This window comes from Burkholderia plantarii (assembly GCF_001411805.1).
Classification (GTDB): Bacteria; Pseudomonadota; Gammaproteobacteria; order Burkholderiales; family Burkholderiaceae; genus Burkholderia; species Burkholderia plantarii.
The window spans coordinates 3,040,985-3,059,377 of sequence record NZ_CP007213.1 but is presented as its reverse complement, the minus strand read 5'-3'; the positions used below and the strand labels follow the sequence as shown (position 1 = coordinate 3,059,377).

Annotated in this window: 19 protein-coding genes, 2 tRNA genes and 1 riboswitch; of the genes, 11 read left to right on the top strand and 10 right to left on the bottom strand. The window is 70.0% G+C overall.

What is annotated here, in order from left to right; translation table 11 throughout:
* Positions 1-5: 5 nt before the first annotated feature.
* A complete protein-coding gene (locus bpln_RS29680) occupies positions 6-845 on the bottom strand; it encodes a hypothetical protein (protein ID WP_338025981.1) in 840 nt (279 codons plus the stop codon).
* On the opposite strand from bpln_RS29680, the gene bpln_RS38350 reads away from it, so the two are divergent.
* A complete protein-coding gene (locus bpln_RS38350; RefSeq protein WP_319424451.1) occupies positions 811-1,191 on the top strand; it encodes a hypothetical protein in 381 nt (126 codons plus the stop codon). The two genes, bpln_RS29680 and bpln_RS38350, sit on opposite strands and share 35 nt — an antisense overlap.
* Positions 1,192-1,303: 112 nt before the next feature.
* Here the strand turns inward: bpln_RS38350 and bpln_RS29675 are convergent, their stop codons facing one another.
* A complete protein-coding gene (locus tag bpln_RS29675; RefSeq protein ID WP_042628698.1) occupies positions 1,304-1,564 on the bottom strand; it encodes a hypothetical protein in 261 nt (86 codons plus the stop codon).
* 442 nt (positions 1,565-2,006) lie between these two features.
* Here bpln_RS29675 and bpln_RS29670 point away from each other — a divergent pair, with 442 nt between their 5' ends.
* Positions 2,007-2,696, top strand: a complete 690-nt coding sequence (locus bpln_RS29670; protein WP_042628697.1) for a hypothetical protein — start codon at positions 2,007-2,009, stop codon at positions 2,694-2,696.
* 345 nt (positions 2,697-3,041) lie between these two features.
* Here bpln_RS29670 and bpln_RS29665 read toward each other — a convergent pair whose 3' ends face one another.
* Complete coding sequence (locus bpln_RS29665) at positions 3,042-3,800, bottom strand: TerC family protein (protein WP_055140820.1); 759 nt, start codon at positions 3,798-3,800, stop codon at positions 3,042-3,044.
* 158 nt (positions 3,801-3,958) lie between these two features.
* On the opposite strand from bpln_RS29665, the gene bpln_RS29660 reads away from it, so the two are divergent.
* Both bpln_RS29660 and bpln_RS29655 read left to right on the top strand, forming a co-directional pair.
* A complete protein-coding gene (locus bpln_RS29660) occupies positions 3,959-4,837 on the top strand; it encodes a LysR family transcriptional regulator (protein ID WP_042628695.1) in 879 nt (292 codons plus the stop codon).
* A 150-nt stretch (positions 4,838-4,987) separates the two neighbouring features.
* Positions 4,988-5,094, top strand: a riboswitch (TPP riboswitch).
* 79 nt (positions 5,095-5,173) lie between these two features.
* A complete protein-coding gene (locus bpln_RS29655; protein WP_055140819.1) occupies positions 5,174-6,010 on the top strand; it encodes a DMT family transporter in 837 nt (278 codons plus the stop codon).
* A 30-nt stretch (positions 6,011-6,040) separates the two neighbouring features.
* Here bpln_RS29655 and bpln_RS29650 read toward each other — a convergent pair whose 3' ends face one another.
* Complete coding sequence (locus bpln_RS29650) at positions 6,041-7,207, bottom strand: TauD/TfdA family dioxygenase (protein WP_055140818.1); 1,167 nt, start codon at positions 7,205-7,207, stop codon at positions 6,041-6,043.
* Between the two features lie 37 nt (positions 7,208-7,244).
* Positions 7,245-8,039, bottom strand: a complete 795-nt coding sequence (locus bpln_RS29645; RefSeq protein ID WP_055140817.1) for a methyltransferase domain-containing protein — start codon at positions 8,037-8,039, stop codon at positions 7,245-7,247.
* 508 nt (positions 8,040-8,547) lie between these two features.
* Here bpln_RS29645 and bpln_RS29640 point away from each other — a divergent pair.
* The 6 genes from bpln_RS29640 to bcmE all read left to right on the top strand — a co-directional run bounded on the left by bpln_RS29640 (position 8,548) and on the right by bcmE (position 13,671).
* Entirely contained in the window at positions 8,548-9,027 is a 480-nt protein-coding gene (locus bpln_RS29640; RefSeq protein WP_042628691.1) for an NUDIX hydrolase, read from the top strand.
* Positions 9,024-9,479, top strand: coding sequence for a nucleoside 2-deoxyribosyltransferase (locus tag bpln_RS29635; protein ID WP_042628690.1), 456 nt, complete (start codon positions 9,024-9,026; stop codon positions 9,477-9,479). Before bpln_RS29640 ends, bpln_RS29635 begins: the two co-directional genes overlap by 4 nt.
* A 2-nt stretch (positions 9,480-9,481) precedes the next feature.
* A complete protein-coding gene (locus tag bpln_RS29630) occupies positions 9,482-10,471 on the top strand; it encodes a thymidylate synthase (RefSeq protein WP_042628689.1) in 990 nt (329 codons plus the stop codon).
* A 13-nt stretch (positions 10,472-10,484) separates the two neighbouring features.
* Positions 10,485-11,234 carry a class I SAM-dependent methyltransferase gene (locus bpln_RS29625; RefSeq protein WP_042628688.1) on the top strand — a complete coding sequence of 250 codons (750 nt, stop codon included), beginning with the start codon at positions 10,485-10,487 and terminating at the stop codon, positions 11,232-11,234.
* 159 nt (positions 11,235-11,393) lie between these two features.
* Positions 11,394-12,191: a bifunctional hydroxymethylpyrimidine kinase/phosphomethylpyrimidine kinase gene (thiD, locus tag bpln_RS29620; protein WP_042628687.1), complete on the top strand. Its 798-nt coding sequence runs from the start codon at positions 11,394-11,396 to the stop codon at positions 12,189-12,191.
* A 52-nt stretch (positions 12,192-12,243) separates the two neighbouring features.
* The gene (gene bcmE / locus bpln_RS29615) at positions 12,244-13,671 is read left to right on the top strand and encodes a thiamine pyridinylase (protein ID WP_042628686.1); all 1,428 of its coding nucleotides are present in this window, start codon (positions 12,244-12,246) and stop codon (positions 13,669-13,671) included.
* A gap of 174 nt (positions 13,672-13,845) precedes the next feature.
* On the opposite strand, the gene bpln_RS29610 is transcribed toward bcmE, so the two are convergent.
* The 5 genes from bpln_RS29610 to bpln_RS29590 all read right to left on the bottom strand — a co-directional run bounded on the left by bpln_RS29610 (position 13,846) and on the right by bpln_RS29590 (position 17,499).
* A complete protein-coding gene (locus bpln_RS29610) occupies positions 13,846-14,379 on the bottom strand; it encodes a flavin reductase (protein WP_042628685.1) in 534 nt (177 codons plus the stop codon).
* Positions 14,380-14,704: 325 nt separating this feature from the next.
* Complete coding sequence (locus bpln_RS29605) at positions 14,705-15,943, bottom strand: MFS transporter (RefSeq protein WP_042628684.1); 1,239 nt, start codon at positions 15,941-15,943, stop codon at positions 14,705-14,707.
* Positions 15,944-16,231: 288 nt separating this feature from the next.
* A tRNA-Val gene (locus bpln_RS29600) sits at positions 16,232-16,308 on the bottom strand.
* A 109-nt stretch (positions 16,309-16,417) separates the two neighbouring features.
* A tRNA-Val gene (locus tag bpln_RS29595) sits at positions 16,418-16,494 on the bottom strand.
* 96 nt (positions 16,495-16,590) lie between these two features.
* Complete coding sequence (locus bpln_RS29590; protein WP_042628683.1) at positions 16,591-17,499, bottom strand: LysR family transcriptional regulator; 909 nt, start codon at positions 17,497-17,499, stop codon at positions 16,591-16,593.
* A 129-nt stretch (positions 17,500-17,628) separates the two neighbouring features.
* Here bpln_RS29590 and bpln_RS29585 point away from each other — a divergent pair, with 129 nt between their 5' ends.
* Positions 17,629-18,354, top strand: a complete 726-nt coding sequence (locus bpln_RS29585) for a pirin family protein (protein ID WP_042628682.1) — start codon at positions 17,629-17,631, stop codon at positions 18,352-18,354.
* Positions 18,355-18,393: the final 39 nt, after the last annotated feature.

Sequence of the window (18,393 nt, the reverse complement as noted above, 5' to 3'; positions counted from 1 at the left end):
CCGCCTCAATCGGCCGTGTCGCCACCCTTCGGCAACTTCGTCCACGCGGCGTGCCCCGGCGGCGGCGACCATGCCGGGCGCTTCGCCTTCGCCGTGTCGATCACAACGAGGTAGCGCCCCGCGTCGGGCGTCGGCTCGCGCGGCGCGTCGCGCAGGATCCATGGCACGTCACCCTGCGCGGCGCGCGTCTCGTAGTCGGCATCGAGGATGCCGCGCCGGTCGAGAAACGCGTTCAGCGAGCTGGGAATCCGCACGCAGCCCTTCGAATGGCGGATGCCGAGCAGCGGCTCGAGCTTGTCGGGATCGGTCGAGTGCATCTGGAACCGCATCGGCGACCTGCCGCCCTTGCCCCAGCCGCGCTGGCCGTCCACCCAGCCGAAGTCGAAGATGCGCCGGCCGCGCGCGCCGTAGCCGCGAATCCGGTTGTCGTTCTCGGTGCCCTCGGCGCGGAAATCCATGTTGACGGGCGAATGCTCGAACACGCCGGTCGGCGTGAGGAAGTGATCGTACCGGCCGGGCCAGCCGGTGCCGACCGGCGACGCGCCGATCCACTGCCATTCGTTGCGGGCGGTGGTGCGGAAGTAGACGAACAGCGCCTGCACGTTCGGCGCGCGGTCGACGAGCACGACGTATTCGCCGGCCAGCTCGCCAAGGCCCTTGCCGGCCAGCGCCTGCTGCAGGCGCGCCGCGTATTCGCGCTGCGCGGCCTCGGGCACCGTGAGGCGGCGCGTGACCTCGTGGGCATAGGCGTCGCGCATCGCGAACGCGCGCCGCGTGATGGCGGTGGCCTGCTGCGCGTCGGCCGGCGGCGTGTGGAACACCGGCGGCGGCAGTTCGGCTGGCACTTCGGGCGCCTCGGCCGATGAGGCGGCGGAGGCGCCCGAGGCGGGCGCGGAAGCCGGGGAAGCGGAAGCCGCGTGCGCGGCCGAAGGAGATGATGCAGCGGCGGCACCAGAAGCGGGCGTGGCGGACGATGCCGATAACGTGGGCGACCCGCTGCCGGCCCGCGCGCCGTCGGCGGACGGCCCGGCCGCCAGCGCCGGCGCATTCGCGCCGAGCGTGCCGGACACGATGGCCGCGGCGGCGGCGATCGCGCCGATCCGGCGCGCGCGCGAGGCGATGGGCCGCCGCAAGGCGGGGACTGCAAAATCTCGCATCGAGTGGCCTCGTGATGAACGTCGACCTTCGTGAGGCAAGGCTGACCCGATTTCGTTCGCCGCGAGCGCCGGCGCGGTTGTGACGACTTGTAAGCGGGGTCGGAGCGAGATGGCCGAAAGACGGCCGACAACGGAGCGCGAGCGAGTCAGCCGAGATCGGCGTCGTCGATTTCCTTGCGTTCGCGGCGTTCCTCGTTGCCGCGCCGGGCGCGCAGCCGCTGGCGCGAGAGCACCGAGATCACTTCGCCGGTGCTCGCGTTGGCGGGGATTTCATTGCGAATGACCTTCGCCACGGCCGGCAGCCCGGCGCGCTGCCGTTTCAGCGCGCGCGCGATCGCACGCCGGCAGGCCGGGCCGTGGCATTCCCATTCGTCGCGCAGGCGTTCGCAGTAGCGGCATTGTTCCATTCGCAAAGTCTACCCGGAATCGGTTTTCGCTTCGTGTCGCGATGTGGCGGACGCGGTTTGCCCGGCCGTTGGCGATCCGACATATCGCGTCGATCGCGCCGGCCGCCCGGGCGCTGATGTGCCAAAAAAACGTCACGGAATGCCGGCGATGCCGTTGCTCGCGACACGCATTTGCGACGCAGCAAACGGCTGCAACAATCAGCTGAATTGTGTCCGGCAAAGTTGATGATCGCGCCGTGCTGCGATGCGCAAACGCGGGCCGCCGGCGCCAGCTCCGGTGCGTTTCGGCTCGCGTCTGCTCGGAAAAAATACTCGGCGACATCAGGGAGAATACCTACAATTCTCAACATTGGCGGTATAGTAGGCGCGCTCGCCGGCGCCAGTCTCCACGCCGGCAACATCGTCGGCGAATTGGCCGCCCCCCGTGATCTCACCCCGGACGATGCAAGACATTCTGTTGCTCATCGCCGCGTCGATCGGCTTCGCGATCGCCGCGCTCGCCGTCGGCGTCTGGTTCGCTGGCCGTCAGGCTCGACGCAATCCGTATTCGCGCCATGCGTTCGTGCGCCAGACGGTGCCGCTCGACGGCCGCGAGCCGCGCGGCGGCGCCGATCCGTCCGCGCTGCGGGCCGTGCAGTTCGCCGCGTTCGGCGAGGTGCCGGCCGCGGCCGAAGGCGCCGCCCCGCACCCGGCCGAGACGAACGACGAACTCGCCGCGCCCGCGATGCGCGTGATCGTGACCGGTGCCGCCGGCGCCGCCTTGCGCGACGCGCAGGCGGCGGCCCGCGCCGCGATTCGCGACGCGCGCGACGCCGACGCCGATGCGGTCGAACTCGAACAGCGCGCCGCGCAGGCGGTGCGCAACGCGCGGCCGAACGTGTCGGGCTCCGAGGCGCTTGCGCTGCGCCTGCAGGATCGCGCGCGGCGCGCGCGCCGCTACGCGACGCTGGCCTCGCAGTGGGCCGCCGATGCGCGCAACTACGCGGAACTGGCCGCGGGCGAGCCGGGCGGCTCCCACGCCGCGCTCGCGATCGAGCGCGCGGTGCAGGCAGCCGGCGCGCGCCGCGAGGCGCAGCGGCTCGCCGCGCAGCGCCTTGGCCGGATTCGCGGGCTGCAGACGGCCGAGCACTGAGACGCCGCGGCGGCGCCGGCCGCCGCGTGGCTCCCGCCACCGTCCGCCGGCCTCATGCCGGCGAGCAGCCCGGCCCGACGATATCCTGCCCGCACCCGCCCCGCACCCGCCCCGCACCCGCCCCGCACCCGCACCCGCCCCGCACCCGCACCCGCCCCGCACCCGCCCCGCACCCGCACCCGCACCCGCACCCGCACCCGCCGCGTCACGTCACGTCACGTCGGCTTCTTCGTCATCGGAAACCGTGGGGTCCGCTGCACGCCGTCGTAGCCGCGATCGTCCCGCGCCCGGCGGCGGCCCGGCCGGCACGGCGCCGAGCCCAACCACCGCACCGTCACGCGTCGCTCAATGCCCGCCGCCGCCCGGCGAGCGCTTCGCCTTCGCGCGCCGCGACAGCATGTTCATGCCCTCGACGAACGCCGAGAAGGCCATCGCCGCGTAGATGTAGCCCTTCGGCACGTGGCTGCCGAAGCCCTCGGCGATCAGCGTCATGCCGATCACGACGAGGAAGCTCAGCGCGAGCATCACGATCGTCGGGTTGCGGTCGATGAAGCGCGACAGCGGGCCGGCCGCGAACATCATCACGGTGACGGCGGCGATCACCGCCACGAACATGATCGCGACGTGCTCGGTCATGCCGATCGCGGTCACGATGCTGTCGATCGAGAACACCAGGTCGAGCACCAGGATCTGCCCGATCGCCGCGAGCGGCGTGAGCAGGGCGGCGCCCGCGCCGCCGGCGCCGGGCTCGCCGCCGCCCGGCGCGACGTGGTGATGGATCTCGCGGGTCGCCTTCCAGACCAGGAACAGGCCGCCCGCGAGCAGGATCATGTCGCGCCACGAGAACGCGTGATCGAACAGCGTGAAGGCCGGCTGCGTGAGGCGCGCGATCCAGGCCACGGTGCCGAGCAGCGCGAGCCGCATCACCAGCGCGAGCCCGATGCCGATGCGCTGGGTGCGCGCGCGCTGCGCCTCGGGCAGCTTGTTGCTGAGGATCGAGATGAAGATCAGGTTGTCGATGCCGAGCACGATTTCCATCGTGACCAGCGTGACGAGGGCGGCCCAGACGGCCGGATCGGCGGCGAGTGTCAGCAGGTGGTCCATGGCGGGCGGGTTCCGGAATCCAGTGGAAGATGATCGGGCTTGTTATGATCGGCGATCTTCAACTTCGGAAAAACCAGCTTCAAGCTGAATGATGCTTCGGTTTTTCCGAATATTTCATTTCGTCCTTCATGCCGTCTCGCGTCGATGCCGGGTCCATCATGCTGAATTTCCGTCATTTGTACTACTACTGGGTGGTCGTGCAGGAGGGCGGCTTCGCGCGCGCGGCCGGGCGGCTCGGGATGGCCGTGCAGACCATCAGCGCGCAGGTGCGCGAGCTCGAGCGGTCGCTCGGCCACGCGCTGCTGAAGCCGGCCGGACGCGGCGTGACGATGACCGAGGCGGGCCAGGCCGCGTTCGCGCGCGCCGACGAGATGTTCCGGATCGGCGCGCGGATCGCCGACGACGTGCGCGCGGCGGCCGGCGGCGAGCTGGCGCGGTTCGCGATCGGCCTGACCGACGGCGTGTCGAAGCTGGCCGCGCACGCGGTGCTCGCGCCGGCGCTCGACACGCCGTCGCTGCGGCTGCTCTGCCATGAGGGCGAACTCGACGCGCTGCTCGCGGAGCTGGCGCTGCACCGGCTCGACCTCGTGCTGGCGAGCCAGCCGGCGCCGCCGCATCCGACGCTGCGGCTGACGAGCGAGCGGCTGGCGGCCTCGGCGGTGGACTGGTACGGGCCGGCCTCGATCGTCAGCGCGGCGGCGCGCGAGCGCTTTCCCGGCAATCTCGCGACGCTGCCGGTGCTGCTGCCCACCGCGCAGTCGCCGCTGCGCGCGCAGCTCGAGCGCGGCTTCGAGGCGCTCGGCGTGCGGCCGAGGATCGTCGGCGAATTCGAGGACAGCGCGCTGATGGCCGTGTTCGGCGCGCGCGGGCTCGGCGTGTTCCCGCTGGCCGAGGCGGGCGCCGGCGACGCGGCGCTGCTGCGTGGCCTGCGCCGGCTCGGGCGCGCGCCGGGCGTGGTCGACGAGATCTACGCGATCCGCTCGCGGCGCGGCGAGCATCATCCGCTGGCCGAAAAGCTCCGCCGCGCGTCGGCATGAACGGTTGAATGCACGGTTTCCCGGCACGTTTCGCTGCACGGTTTCCGGCTTTGTTTCGCGACTCGCGACCTCCTCGTTTCGAGGGCCTGGCGAGCCGTCCGAACCTGCGCTCGCGTGCTTGCCGGCCCGCAGTTTCGTCCCCATAATGAGGCGGCCATCAGGGGGAGCCGGCGCGCCGGCTGAGAGGTTCTGCTCGCGGAACGACCCCGAAACCTGATCCGGATAATGCCGGCGTAGGAATGAGGTCACCCACGTGTCGATTCCCTTCATCGCGGCCGCGTTTGCGCCGGCCGCCTCGCCAGTGCCGTTCCGCCCGCGCGTTCGCCGTTCGCGCCGATGACGCCGCCCGTCATCGCGCTGGTGCTGTTCGCCGCGATCCTGCATGCGACCTGGAACGCCGTGCTGCGCAGCGGCGTCGATCGCCTCTGGACCCTCACCGTCATGAGCTTCGCGACCACCGCGGCGGCGCTCGCCTGCGCGCCGTGGCTGCCCCTGCCGGCGCGCGCGAGCTGGCCCTGCCTCGGGCTCTCGGCGCTGCTGCAGGTGGGCTACAGCGTGTTCCTGGCGCATGCGTACCAGGGCGCCGAACTCGGGCAGGTGTATCCGGTGGTGCGGGGCACGGTGCCGCTGCTGGTCGCGCTCGGCGGCTATTGGTGGGCCGGTCAGCGGCTCGACGCGGGGTCGCTGGCCGGCGTGCTGCTGATCTCCGGCGGCATCGCGAGCCTGGTGCTGGGGCGCCGCCGGATCGCCCGGCGGCCGCTGCTGGCCGCGCTCACCACCAGCCTGTTCATCGCCGGCTACGTCACCACCGACGGCGTGGGCGCGAGGCTGGCCGGCGACCCGCGCGCCTACGCGGTCTGGATCTTCGTGGTCTACGGCGTGCTGATGCCGGCCGCGTTCGCGCTGCACGGGCGCCGGCTCGGCACGGGCCACGCGTGGCGCGAGACCGCGAAGGCGGCGGCGGGCGGCGTGATCTCGATGATCGGCTACACGGCCACGGTCGCGGCGCTCTCGCTCGGGCCGATCGGGCCGGTATCGGCGCTGCGCGAGACCAGCATCGTGTTTTCGCTGATCATCGGCTGGGCCTGCCTGGGCGAGCGCCCGACCGGGCAGCGGATCGCGGCCGCCGCGGCGGTCGTGGTCGGCGCCGGGTGCCTCACGTATCACGCTTGAGGCATGCCCGGCAGGCCCGGCGCCGTGCGTTCACGCGTGGGCCACGGCGCGCCGGCCGACCGCGCGCGAGGCCAGGAAGCGTGCGCGCGCCTGCAGTTCGCCTTCGCGAAAATACCCGCCGCGCAGCGTGCGCGTGAAGCCCGACGCACCGAAATCGCCGCGTCCGTGGAAGATCCGGCGATTGTCCCAGACCACCATGTCGCCCTGCGACCACGCATGCAGATACGAGCGTCCGGTGGCCACGAGCCGCGACTTGAGCGACTGGTAGGCCCGGAACAGCGGCAGCATGTCGTCGAAGCCGATGCCCTCGAAGAACATCTTCGTCGGGTTGTTGATCAGGCGTTCGATCGAGCCGTCCGGCGCGAGCCGCACGATCGGCGTGCGATGCTCGTAGCGCTTGCGCGCCTGCGGATACTCGGCGCGATAGAGCACCGGCGTGCGGGCCAGCAGCGCGAACGCCTCGGGCTCGGCGTCGCGCAGCTCGCAGGCCACCGTGAAGCCGTCCACGAAACGCGTGCTGCCGATGCCGTCGCGCGCGCATTGCGAACTGACGTCGAGGCCGTAGAGGAACTGGTAGTCGGGCGGCGGCGAGCAGTACGGGATGTCGGTGTGCAGCGGCAGCGCCCTGGTGCTGAACGACACGCTGTCGGTTTCCTCGTCGGCCTTCACCTCCAGATCGAAGAACTCCCCGAAATACGAGCGATCGAGAAACCCCGCCAGCTGCCGATACACCGCGCCGAACTCCACGGTGCGCGACGGCTCGGCCTTCAGCACCACCAGCCCGTATTCGAACAGGTGCCGCAGCGCCTGATGCAGCAGCGCGTCGTCGCGGAGCGTCGCGGCGAGATCGAAGCGCAGCGCCGGCGGGGCGCCGTCGGGCCAGTGGCGCCAGGCGGGGCGCGCCTCGGCCGGCGCGGCGCGGCCCGGCTGGTCGTAGTCCTCGCCGCGCAGCCAGTCGAAGCCGTAGTGGCTCGGATGGCCGTCCGGCCAGACGATGCGCAGGCCCGCGTCGTCGGCGCTGACGGCGGCCGGCCGGAGGTCGGCCGGCACCGCGCCGGGATCGAAGTGCCGCTGGCGGCAATGGCGGTTGAAGCAGCCGTCGCATTGGCAGGCCTGGCGCAGCCAGACCCAGTGATAGCGGCTCGCGCGGCCGTCGGGCCAGGCGATTTCCAGATGCTCGTGATGCGAGGTCAGCATGTGACGGATCTCCGGTAGGACTACCAAGCGACGACGCTCACGCCCTGGCGGCGACGAACAGGCCCTGTGTCAGCCAGCCGGCCTTCATGAAGCGGATCTTGCGCTGCCAGCGCTCGACGATGTGCTCGGCGTCGGCGTCCCCGATCGCCGGATCGCCCGAGGCCTGCCGCGCGCGATAGCGGCGCAGGTCGGCCGTGAGCTGGGCCTCGGCGAGCGCGCTCAGGTCGCTCTGCTCGACGTGGGCGAAGCCGGCCCCGGCGATGATGCGCGCGTAGTCGTCGATCGATTTCAGGTCGTAACCCGACGCGGCCATGTAGTCGTCGAACTCGGCCGAGCTGCGGTGCCGGCAGAAGTCCGTGACGAACAGCCGGCCGCCCGGCTTGAGCAGCGCGTGGCAGCGCGCGAACAGCGCGGGTTTGGCGTGCTCGTACATCAGCACGTCGCGCGAATAGATCAGGTCGAAGCCGCCCGCGTCGAGTTGCGCGTCGTGGACGTCGCCGTTGACGAAAAGCACGCGCCGGTGCGGATCGCGCGTGGTCTGCCGGATCACCGACAGTTCCGTCATGCGCGGCGCGGTATCGAGGCCGACCACTTCCACGTCGTAGCGATCCGACAGATAGAACGCCGCGCCGCCGAGCCCCGAACCGATGTCGAGCAGCCGCATGCCCGGCGTGAGCGCCATGCGGTCCGCCAGCATGGCCTTGAAGCCGGCCAGGCCGCCGGGACTCTGGAAACCTTCGCCGTAGATAATTTCGGAACGGAGAATATTATGCGGATCCGTATACCGTTGCGCCTCATAGGCCCTGGAAAATCCCGTGGTGGCTGCGTGCATTATTCGCCTCTCGTATTGGCATACCTCGGTGGCGGGTCGGGAATTCGATGTGGGACGAATTGGCATAATCCGGATACCAGCCGGGGAGCCCGGATGATTCGGCACGACTGTATCCGGTAATTCGTTCAATGCATCGAAAACCCTTCCCGGTAAAAGGATCCAGGCCGATTCAAATTGCGCTGCAACATTTTCGATCGGTCATTTTGGTTAAAGACTGGAATATCTGGCAGGTTAGTGCCGATGCCGTCTTTTTGCAGGTGAGCGATATGGAATCACCAGCGCGGTGATGTGTCAATTACTTGATGGGTTGATTTTGATAGGTGGGATATTAACTGCTTCGGGAAATTGATTTAATGTCTTTTTGATACGACGCGACTGTAATCGATGTGTTATTTTTTGAAAACCGGCGAATCCGGACAGGCGATTTTCCGGTGACCGGCGGCGCGTTCGCCGCGCATCAGCGAAGCGCATCGGGTGTCGCCGGCAATCCGAAGGAGAGCGAAACTTGATGGGCGAGCAACCGGGCGGTGGCCCGCAAGCGCCGGCCGCCTGGCCGCGCGTCGCGGTGATCGCGATCGTGTTCCGTGGCGACGAGCTGATTCTGGTGCAGCGCGGGAAGGAACCGCAGAAGGGCAGCTGGGGCTTTCCCGGCGGCTCGGTCGAGCCGGGCGAGAGCCTGCACGACGCCGCGCGGCGCGAATTGATGGAAGAAACGGGCGTGCAGGCCGAGGTGGGCGAACTGGTCGACGTGGTCGAGGTGCGCGAGTTCGATGCGAGCGGCCGGCATCACCACTACGTGCTGATCGCACTGCTGTGCCGCCACCTGAGCGGCGAGCCGCGGCCCGGCGACGACGCGGTCGATTGCCGGTGGGTACGGATGCCGGACGGCATTCACGGGTTTTCCGGAGTTCTGGCGGATCACGTCGGCCGGGTCGGCCTGCGTGCTCACGAGATCAATCATTCCAATCGAGAGAGACGACAGCGATGAAACGAATGTTCCTGGGTGGTCCGTTCAAGTCCCTGGTGGATCCTGCGACCGGCACGATGTCCGCCGAGCACATCAACCAGTTCGGCCGCGTGATCGAGCATTTCGAGGGGCGCGGCTGGGACGTGCATTGCGCGCATCGGCGCGAGAAATGGGGCCGCGAATTCATGACGCCGGAGCAATGCACGCGCATCGACTACGAGCAGATCAGCCAGTGCGACTACTTCGTGGCGTTTCCCGGCGCGCCCGCGTCGCCGGGCACGCACATCGAGCTGGGCTGGGCCTCGGCGCTCGGCAAGCCGATCGTGCTGCTGCTCGAGGCCGGCCGCGACTACGCCTACCTCGTGCAGGGCTTGCACACGGTCACGCGTCTCGAGCGCGTCGAGTATCGCAACGGCGATCTCGATCCGGGCACGATCGAGGCGGCCATCGGGCGCCTGGAAGACGGGCGCTGATCATGCGCACCCATTTCGCGAATCTCGACGAGCTGTATCTCGCCACGCTGCGCGACGTCTGCACCGCCTACGAATACCGCAACGCGCCGCGCGGCCAGGCCGAGCGCGAGATCATCGGCTACAGCGCGCGGATCGAGGATCCGCTCGCGCGCTTCTGCCGCCATGCCTCGCGCAAGCAGAACGTGGTGTTCAACTACGCCGAGGCGCTGTGGTACCTGTCGGGGCGCAACGACCTCGCGTTCATCGAGTACTACGCGCCGTCGATGGCGCGCTACAGCGCGGACGGCAAGACCCTGCCCGGCACCGGCTACGGTGCGCGGCTGCTGCATCTCGGCGAGGACGGCATCGACCAGATCGAACGCGCGATCGACATCCTCAAGCGCGACGACGCCGAGAGCAAGCGCGTCGTGCTGCAGATCTTCGACGGGCGCGAGGACCTCTACAAGCGCAACATCGACGTGTCCTGCACGCTCGGCCTGCAGTTGCTGCTGCGCGACGGGCGCTTGAACATGGTGGCCTTCATGCGCGCCAACGACGCCTACGTCGGCCTGCTCAACGACGTGTTCTCGTTCACGTTCCTGCAGGAATACCTGGCCTCGGCGATCGGCTGCGAACTCGGCACCTACACGCACCACGTCGGCTCGGTCCACATCTACGACCAGAACCTGCTGCAGGCCGAGGCGCTGCTCGGGCCTCCCGGCACGGCCGTCACGGCGGTGGCGCCGCCGCGCATGCCGCCCGGCTGCGGGCCGGCCACGATCCGCCGCGTACTCGATCACGAGGCGCGGATCCGCGCGGGGCAGGTGTCGTTCGCGACGCTGCAGGACATCGACCTCGACCCGTACTGGCGCGACATCCTCGGGCTCTTCTGGGTGTACCGGCAGATCCGCTCCGACGCACCGCTCCCCGACCGCTCGCTGAGCTTCCTTCACCCGTTCCATCGCGACTATCTGTTCAATCGCTGGGGCGAGACGCTGGCATTGCTGCACTGACAGGGCATACACGATGAAAACCGATTGGACCGAGGACCAGGTCTCGCGCCTGTTCGATGCCTACGACGATCGCGTGGAAGCGCATTTCGGCTACCAGCCGCTGATCGCCACGCTCACCGGCACGCAGGGCACCGCGATCCGCGTGCTCGACTACGGCTGCGGCGGCGGCAAGGTCTCGCGGCGGCTCAAGGCCGCGGGCGTGGCGCACGTGACGGGCGTGGACATCGCGCCGACCATGATCGAGAAGGCCCGGGCCGCCGGCGGTGCCGACGGCGACGGGCTCGACTACGCGCTGATCCGCAGCGGCAGCACGCCGTTTCCGGAGGCCAGTTTCGACGCCGCGGTGTCGTGCTTCCTGTTCATCAACGTCCCCGAGCGCGAGGAACTGGGCCGCATCGCCGCCGAGGTGTTCCGCGTGCTGAAGCCGGGCGGCCGGTTCTACATCCTCGACACGAACCCGCGCACCACCGGCGTCAGCTACCCGACGTTCCGCAACGGCCATCCGGGCGTGGTGTACCACGACGGCGACGAGCGGCCGGTGTTCCTCGACGTGCCGGGGCACGGCGTGTTCGAGATCGTCGATACCCACTGGGACACCACCACCTACCGCGAGATGCTGATCTCGGCCGGCTTCGCGATCGATTCGGCGAAGGCGCTCAGCGTGGTGGACACGGCACCCGCGCTCGACGGCGAACCGGCGGTGGACGACCTCGGCGGCTACGCGCCGTTCGTGTTGTTCCAGGCCACCAAGCCGCGCGGCTGAGGCACCGATGCGAGCCTTGAAGCGGCGGCCGGCGCGTCGCGCGATGCGGCCACGCAGGCGGTGCGGCGCCGGCTTTGCCGGCCCGGCCCGCCTGGTTGCGCGGGCAACCAGGTTGCGGCGCCCGCATCGGCGCGCGCCGGCGCAGCGGATGCCGTCCCCATGATCGCCAACGTGCTCAGCATCGCCGGCACCGACCCGACCGGCGGCGCCGGCATCCAGGCCGACCTGAAGACATTCTCGGCGCTCGGCGCCTACGGGATGTCGGTCATCACGGCGGTGGTCGCGCAAAACACCCGCGGCGTGCGCGGCTTCCAGACGCTCGACCCGGCCTTCATCGTCGAGCAGATCGATGCGGTGTTCGACGACGTGACCGTGCATGCCGTGAAGCTCGGGATGCTCGCCACCGCGGAGATCGTCGAGGCCGTCGCCGCGGCGCTGGCTCGCCATCGCGTCACCACCATCGTGCTCGATCCCGTGATGGTGGCCAAGAGCGGCGACCGGCTGCTCGCGCCCGACGCGGTGGCGGCGATCCGTGAACGGCTGGTGCCGATCGCCACGCTGATCACGCCGAACCTGCCCGAGGCCGGCGTGCTGCTCGACCGGCCGGCCCCCGCCTCGCCGGCGGCGATGCACGAGGCGCTGCCCGCGCTGCATGCGCTCGGCCCGCGCTGGGTGCTGCTCAAGGGCGGTCACCTGGCGGGGGCGGACAGCACCGACCTGCTGTTCGGCGCGAGCGGCACCACCGAGCTGGCCGCGCCGCGCATCGCGACACGCAACGATCACGGCACCGGCTGCACGCTGTCGGCGGCGGTGGCCGCGCTGCTGCCGCATCACCCGATGGAGGAGAGCGTGCGGCGCGCGAAGGCCTATCTGAACGGCGCGCTGGCGGAATCCTGGCGGCTCGAGGTCGGCCATGGCCGCGGGCCGACCCACCATTTTCACGCGCTCTGGCGTTAGCGCCGGACAATCCTGCCGGGGGTACCGGCGCATCAAAGACCAAGGAAAAATCATGCGTCGAATGTTCTGCCGCTTCATGCTTGCCGTGGGATGCTGGCTCGCGATCCTGCCTTACGCGTTCGCCGGCGCGCCCCAGCAGTTGACGGTCGCGCTCTATCCCTGGGTGCCCCGCGTCGATCAGTTCCAGCAGGCGATCGAGACGGAATGGAAGAAGGTCCACCCCGAGATCGCGCTGCAGTTCGTGCCGGATAGCGAGTGGGACGGCGGCTACTCGGGTGATCCGCCCGCGAGCGCGGACGTCTACATCTACGACGCGATTTTCTTCGACTACTTCCGCAGCAAGAACTGGCTCGAACCGCTCGCGGCCAGCGAGGTGCAGAACATCGGCGACTACCTGCCCTATGCGATCGACGGCGTGAAGGTGGGGGACCGCTACTACAGCCTGCCGCAGCTGGGCTGCGCGAACCTGCTGTTCTATCACAAGCACGACGCGGCGCTCGCGGCCGCCACCACGCTCACGCAGGTCCACGCGGCGCTGCAGCAATGCACCTACACGAGCGAGATGCCGCCGGACCGGCGCGGGCTGATGTTCGACATGTCGGGCGGCACCACCAGCAGCGCGCTGTATCTCGACGCGGCGCACAGCCAGAACGGCGCGTATCCGCTGCCGCTGCCGTGGAGCGCGGCACAGCTCGATCCGGACGCGGTGGCGAGCCTGCGCACGCTGCTCGCGATGGCCAGCTTCCCGAACGCGACGGCGAGCCTGCCGGGGCAGTACGACCGCTCGGTCTGGTTCAGCAACGGCGAGGGGCGCGCGGTGATCGGCTATTCCGAATCGATGTCGGCGATGAGCGAGGCGACGCGTCAGGACATCGACTTCAAGATCATGCCGCTGTCCGACCACGCCGAGCCGCCGCTGTTCTACGCCGACGTGATCGGCGTAAACACCACCACCAACCTGCGCGGCACGCGCGCGCTGGCGGTGCAGCTCGCCAACCTGATCGCCGCCTCGACGACCATGCTCGAGAGCATCGGGCCGGACGCCAGCGCGGTGCCGCAATACCTGTTCGCCACGCGGCGCAGCGTGCTCGACACGCTGGCGGCCAGCTATCCGCTGTACGCGAAGATGAACGCGCTGCTCGACGCCGCCGGCCAGCCGGAAATGTTCAAGCTCGACGCGCAGGCCCGCAACTGGCTCGACACCATGAGCCCGCCGATCCAGCAGAGCGCGCAGGCCAACTACGTGTGCGGCTGCGATATCGACACCACGCGGCCGATCGCCGACTACCGCGCGGCGCAGGCGGTCTGCCCGGCCGTGTGCTCGGCCCAGGGCGGCTGGAACGGGCAGTGGACCAATCGTCAGCCGGCCGCGCCGGCCGGCACCTCGGCGTGCGGCTGCAACGCCTGCCCGACCTCGGCGCCGACGGCCTCGATGGTGCCGGCGGCGCGGACGCTGAAGTTCGGGAAGTTCGCGCACTGACGGGCGGGCGCGGCTGGCGGGAGGCGGCTGGCTGGGCGCGGAGACGGCGCGGCCACCGCTCGCGGAGGGGGGGCCTTCAGCGGAGTGGAAGGGGCGGTGCGCCGGTTGCCGGGACGTCATGCGGCGGCGGTCCGTGTGCCGGAACACGCCGTCCCGTCCGGGCGCCGTCCGCGTTCATTGCTGCTCGGCCAGCGCCTTGCCGACGCGATGGAACGCGCGCCCGAAGTAGATCAGCGCGTCGCCTTCGCCGCGCACGCGGATCGCCGTCGCCTCGACGAACAGCACCGTGTGCGAGCCCACGTCCTTCATCTCGACGATCGTGCCCTGCACGCTCGCCAGCGCGTCGCGCAGCACCGGCAGGCCGCCGGGGCCTTCGTCCCAGCCGGTCTGGCCGAAGCGCGCGTCCATCGGCAGGTTGGTGAGGCCCGCGAAGTGGCGGGCGAGCGGCTCGTGCTCGGCCGGCAGCACGTTCACGCAGAGCGAGCTGTGGCCCGTGAACGTCGCGTGCGTGCTGCTGCTGCGGTTCAGGCAGACGAGCAGCGTCGGCGGCGTGTCGGTGACCGAGCAGACGGCGCTCGCGGTCACGCCGCAGCGGCCGTGCGGGCCCGCCGTCGTGATCACGTTGACGGCGGCGCCCAGATGCGCCATCGCGTGGCGGAACAGCGTGCGGGCATCGTCGTCGGCGCTCGCGCGCGAAGGGGCGGTCATGAGAACTCCTGAATCGAAAAGCATGACGAAACGACGGGCGGCATGAAATGCTGCGCCGCGGAATTCGCCGGCCGGACCGGCAGTGTCGCGCGTCTCGTCGAAAAAATCGGGGAAACCCCTTGCATACCGGGGTTTTGGTCGACGCCGGGCCGCGCCTGTGCCGCGCCGCGCTGAGGGATGCCGGGCAAGCGCGCCGGCCGGTGACCGGTGGGCGCTGCGTGAGCGCGTCGGCGCGGGAAAGCGGCGCGGGAAAGCGGCGAGGGCGGCGAGGGCTCGCGGAGCCGGCGGGGAAGCGCCTTTGAGATGTCCGGGCCCCGCGCGCCGTCTACTTCTCCGCCTCGAGCGAGCGCATGGTGCGCAGCGACGGGAACACTCGCGTCCACAGCAGCGCGATCGCGATCGTGCAGGCGCCGCCGATCAGCACGGCCGGCCGTGCGCCCCACCAGCCCGCGGTGATGCCCGATTCGAATTCGCCGAGCTGGTTCGAGGTGCCGATGAACAGCGCGTTGACGGCGCTGACGCGGCCGAGCATCTCGTCGGGCGTGCGCAGCTGCACGAGCGAGGAGCGCACCACCACGCTGATCACGTCGGCCGCGCCCAGCGTGGCGAGCGAGACGATCGACAGCGGCAGCCAGGTCGACAGCCCGAACACCAGCGTGGCGAGGCCGAACACCACCACGCCGCCGAACATCGCGATGCCCGGGCGCTTGCGCATCGGGTGCCGCGCGAACCAGAGCGTGCCGGCCAGCGCGCCGATGGCGGGCGCCGAGCGCAGCAGCCCGAGCCCCCACGGCCCGGCATGCAGGATGTCGCGCGCGTAGATCGGCATCAGCGAGACGGCGCCGCCGAACAGCACGGCGAACAGGTCGAGCGACAGCGCGCCGAGGATCGCCGGCTCGCGGCGGATGAAGGCGATGCCCGAGAACACCGATTCGAGCGTGACGGGCGCGCGCGGCACCGGCTTGCTGGTCAGCTTCAGCGTGCCCATCAGGTACGCGGCGCAGCCGAAGCAGACGATGCCGATCAGGTACACCACGTTCGGCCCGACGCCGTACAGCAGGCCGCCCGCGGCCGGGCCGATGATCAGCGCGGTCTGCGTCGCCGAGGTGGACAGCGCGGTGGCGCGCGGCAGCTGCGCGCGCGGCACCACGGCCGGCAGCAGCGAGGCGACGGTCGGGTTCTCGAACGCACGCGCCGCGCCGAGGCAGACGGCGAGCGCGTAGATCATCGGCGCGTTGAGCCAGCCGCCGAGCGTGCCGGCGAGGAACATCGCCGAGGCGAACGCGAGCAGCGTCTGGCAGGTGGCGACGATGCGGCGCCGGTCGTAGCGGTCGGCGACGTGGCCCACCACCAGCGTCAGCACGAACATCGGCAGGAACTGCGCGAGCCCGACCAGGCCGAGCGCGTAGGCGCTTTTCGTCAGCGCGTAGATGTGCCAGCCGATCGCGACCGACAGCATCTGGAACGAGATCGAGGACAGCACGCGCGCGCTCCAGAAGCGTTGGAACGTGGCTTGCCGAAGCGCGTGGGGAGAAGGGCCGGACAGGTCGGTGGACTCGGGCATGGACGAAAGGCGATCGACGCGAAACGAAACGTGGAACGATATGCGACGACTTGCCGCAGATCGCAAAACGGCAAGTGTAGATGAGTTCGCGCGGGCTTGCGGAACGATGGATGATGTTTCGCGGCCGGGCGGCGCAGGCATGGCGCGGCGCATGCGCGGGACGTCGTCCGGGCGGCGGATACGGCGAACGGAACGGCAGGGCGCGACGGGAAACCGAAGGGAAGGGCACCGGCCGGCAGGTGCGGTGCCTTGGTGAGGCGCGGCGCCTGCCGGCCTTGCCGGATGCGTTGGTAGGCTCGATTGGATTCGAACCAACGACCCCCACCATGTCAAGGTGGTGCTCTAACCAACTGAGCTACGAGCCTGGAGTGCCGCGCGTGAAGCGTGGCGGTGCTGCCTGAAAAGACAATGGACGGCAAGCGAATCGCGCGCTTTTCGTGGAGCGCGGCGCCTGCCGTCCATGTCCGAATGCGTTGGTAGGCTCGATTGGATTCGAACCAACGACCCCCACCATGTCAAGGTGGTGCTCTAACCAACTGAGCTACGAGCCTGCGTGAGGCGCGAATTATAGAGAGGCCCGTGCGATGTTGCAAGCGCCCGGTCGCGATTTCACGCGGGCCGCCCGCCGCCGGTTTCGCCGGCGCCGTTCAGTGCGCCGTGTCGGGCTGCGCGCCGAGCGCGTCGGCCAGGCGCGTCTCGAGAAACGCGAGCAGCGTGCGGATCGCGGTCGACCCCTGCCGGTGCTGCGGATAGACCGCGCTGAGCCGCAGCGGCGGGCTCGCGTGCGCGCCGAGGATCGCCACCAGCTCGCCGCGCGCGAGCGCCGGGCCGACGATGAACTGCGGCAGCAGCGCGATGCCGAGCCCGGCGATCGCCGCGTCGCGTACCACGTCGCCGTTGTTGGCCACCAGCGGCCCCTGCACGTCGTAGGCGCGCCGCCCGCCGGGCGTGTCGAATTCCCAACCGTCGCGCAACTCCTGCCCGTAGAGCAGGCAGGCGTGGCCGTGCAGGTCGGCCGGGGTGGCCGGCTCGCCGTGCAGGCGACAGTACGCGGGGCTGCAGCAGGCGATCATGCGCAGCGTGCCGAGCGTGCGCGCCACCAGCGTCGAATCGGCCAGCGCGCCGATCCGCAGCGCGAGGTCGAAGCCCTCGCCGATCAGGTCCACGCGCCGGTCGCTCAGCTCGACGTCGAGCCGCACGGCCGGATGCGCGGCCAGGAACTCGGCGATCAGCGGCGAGAGATGGCTCATGCCGAACGACATCGGCGCGCTGATCTTCAGCGAGCCGTGCAGCTCGGTATGGCGGGCCGACATCGCTTCCTCGGCCTGCGCGACCTCGGCCAGGATCCGCTGCGCGTGCGTGTAGAACGTCTGCCCCGATTCGGTCACGGCCAGCTTGCGCGTGTTGCGGTTCAGCAGGCGCACGCGCAGCGCCGCCTCGAGCGTGGCCATGCGGCGGCTGACGAACTGCTTGGACAGCAGCAGCTTGTCGGCCGCGCCGGTGAAGCTGCCGGCGTCCACCGTCGCGATGAAGATGCGGAGATCGTCGAGTTGCATGATTGTCCACCAAAATAGGACGATGATTATCTCATGGGCGATTTATTCATCAAGATGGTTGACTTAAGATGCATCCCATCGAGCAACGCCATGTCAACGGGACGCGGCGGGCTCAACCGGAGATTCATCATGATCGAAGTCAGAAACGCCAGCGACCGCGGCCGTGCCGAACACGGCTGGCTCAGCTCCCGCCACACCTTCTCGTTCGCCAACTACTACGATCCGCAGCAGGTCGGCTTCTCGGACCTGCTCGTGATCAACGACGATCGCGTCGCGCCGGGCCGCGGCTTCGGCACCCATCCGCACCGCGACATGGAAATCCTCTCGTATGTGCTGGAAGGCGCGCTCGAACACAAGGATTCGATGGGCACCGGCTCGGTGATCGTGCCGGGCGACGTACAGCTGATGAGCGCCGGCACGGGCGTCGCGCACAGCGAGTTCAACCATTCGCGTGACGACGGCGTCCACTTCCTGCAGATCTGGGTCGGGCCGTCGGAGAAGGGCGCGCAGCCGCGCTACCAGCAGACCAGCGTCGACGCGGCGCGCAAGCGCGGCCGGTTGCAGCTGGTGGTGTCGCCCGACGCCGCCGACGGCTCGCTCGCGATCCGCCAGGACACGCGGATCTACGCCGGGCTGTTTGACGGCGACGAAACGGCCAGCCTCGCGCTGCCGGAAGGCCGCTTCGGCTACGTCCACGTGGCCCGCGGCAGCGTGACGGTGAACGGCGTCACGCTCGGCGAGGGCGACGGCGCCCGGATTCGCGACGAGCGGACGCTGACGTTCTCGGCCGGCCGCGACGCCGAGGTGCTGGTGTTCGACCTGCGCCCGCTCGAAGTGACGGCCGACTGGGCCTGAGTACGACCTGGCCCGGGCCGGCCGCGCCGCGGCACGACG

Bases quoted from the DNA above. Each gene is read 5' to 3' on its own strand.
- bpln_RS29675 (WP_042628698.1), bottom strand. From the start codon at position 1,564: ATGGAACAATGCCGCTACTGCGAACGCCTGCGCGACGAATGGGAATGC.
- bpln_RS29670 (WP_042628697.1), top strand. From the start codon at position 2,007: ATGCAAGACATTCTGTTGCTCATCGCCGCGTCGATCGGCTTCGCGATC.
- bpln_RS29665 (WP_055140820.1), bottom strand. From the start codon at position 3,800: ATGGACCACCTGCTGACACTCGCCGCCGATCCGGCCGTCTGGGCCGCC.
- bpln_RS29660 (WP_042628695.1), top strand. From the start codon at position 3,959: ATGCTGAATTTCCGTCATTTGTACTACTACTGGGTGGTCGTGCAGGAG.
- bpln_RS29655 (WP_055140819.1), top strand. From the start codon at position 5,174: ATGACGCCGCCCGTCATCGCGCTGGTGCTGTTCGCCGCGATCCTGCAT.
- bpln_RS29650 (WP_055140818.1), bottom strand. From the start codon at position 7,207: ATGCTGACCTCGCATCACGAGCATCTGGAAATCGCCTGGCCCGACGGC.
- bpln_RS29645 (WP_055140817.1), bottom strand. From the start codon at position 8,039: ATGCACGCAGCCACCACGGGATTTTCCAGGGCCTATGAGGCGCAACGG.
- bpln_RS29640 (WP_042628691.1), top strand. From the start codon at position 8,548: ATGGGCGAGCAACCGGGCGGTGGCCCGCAAGCGCCGGCCGCCTGGCCG.
- bpln_RS29635 (WP_042628690.1), top strand. From the start codon at position 9,024: ATGAAACGAATGTTCCTGGGTGGTCCGTTCAAGTCCCTGGTGGATCCT.
- bpln_RS29630 (WP_042628689.1), top strand. From the start codon at position 9,482: ATGCGCACCCATTTCGCGAATCTCGACGAGCTGTATCTCGCCACGCTG.
- bpln_RS29625 (WP_042628688.1), top strand. From the start codon at position 10,485: ATGAAAACCGATTGGACCGAGGACCAGGTCTCGCGCCTGTTCGATGCC.
- thiD (WP_042628687.1), top strand. From the start codon at position 11,394: ATGATCGCCAACGTGCTCAGCATCGCCGGCACCGACCCGACCGGCGGC.
- bcmE (WP_042628686.1), top strand. From the start codon at position 12,244: ATGCGTCGAATGTTCTGCCGCTTCATGCTTGCCGTGGGATGCTGGCTC.
- bpln_RS29610 (WP_042628685.1), bottom strand. From the start codon at position 14,379: ATGACCGCCCCTTCGCGCGCGAGCGCCGACGACGATGCCCGCACGCTG.
- bpln_RS29605 (WP_042628684.1), bottom strand. From the start codon at position 15,943: ATGCCCGAGTCCACCGACCTGTCCGGCCCTTCTCCCCACGCGCTTCGG.
- bpln_RS29590 (WP_042628683.1), bottom strand. From the start codon at position 17,499: ATGCAACTCGACGATCTCCGCATCTTCATCGCGACGGTGGACGCCGGC.
- bpln_RS29585 (WP_042628682.1), top strand. From the start codon at position 17,629: ATGATCGAAGTCAGAAACGCCAGCGACCGCGGCCGTGCCGAACACGGC.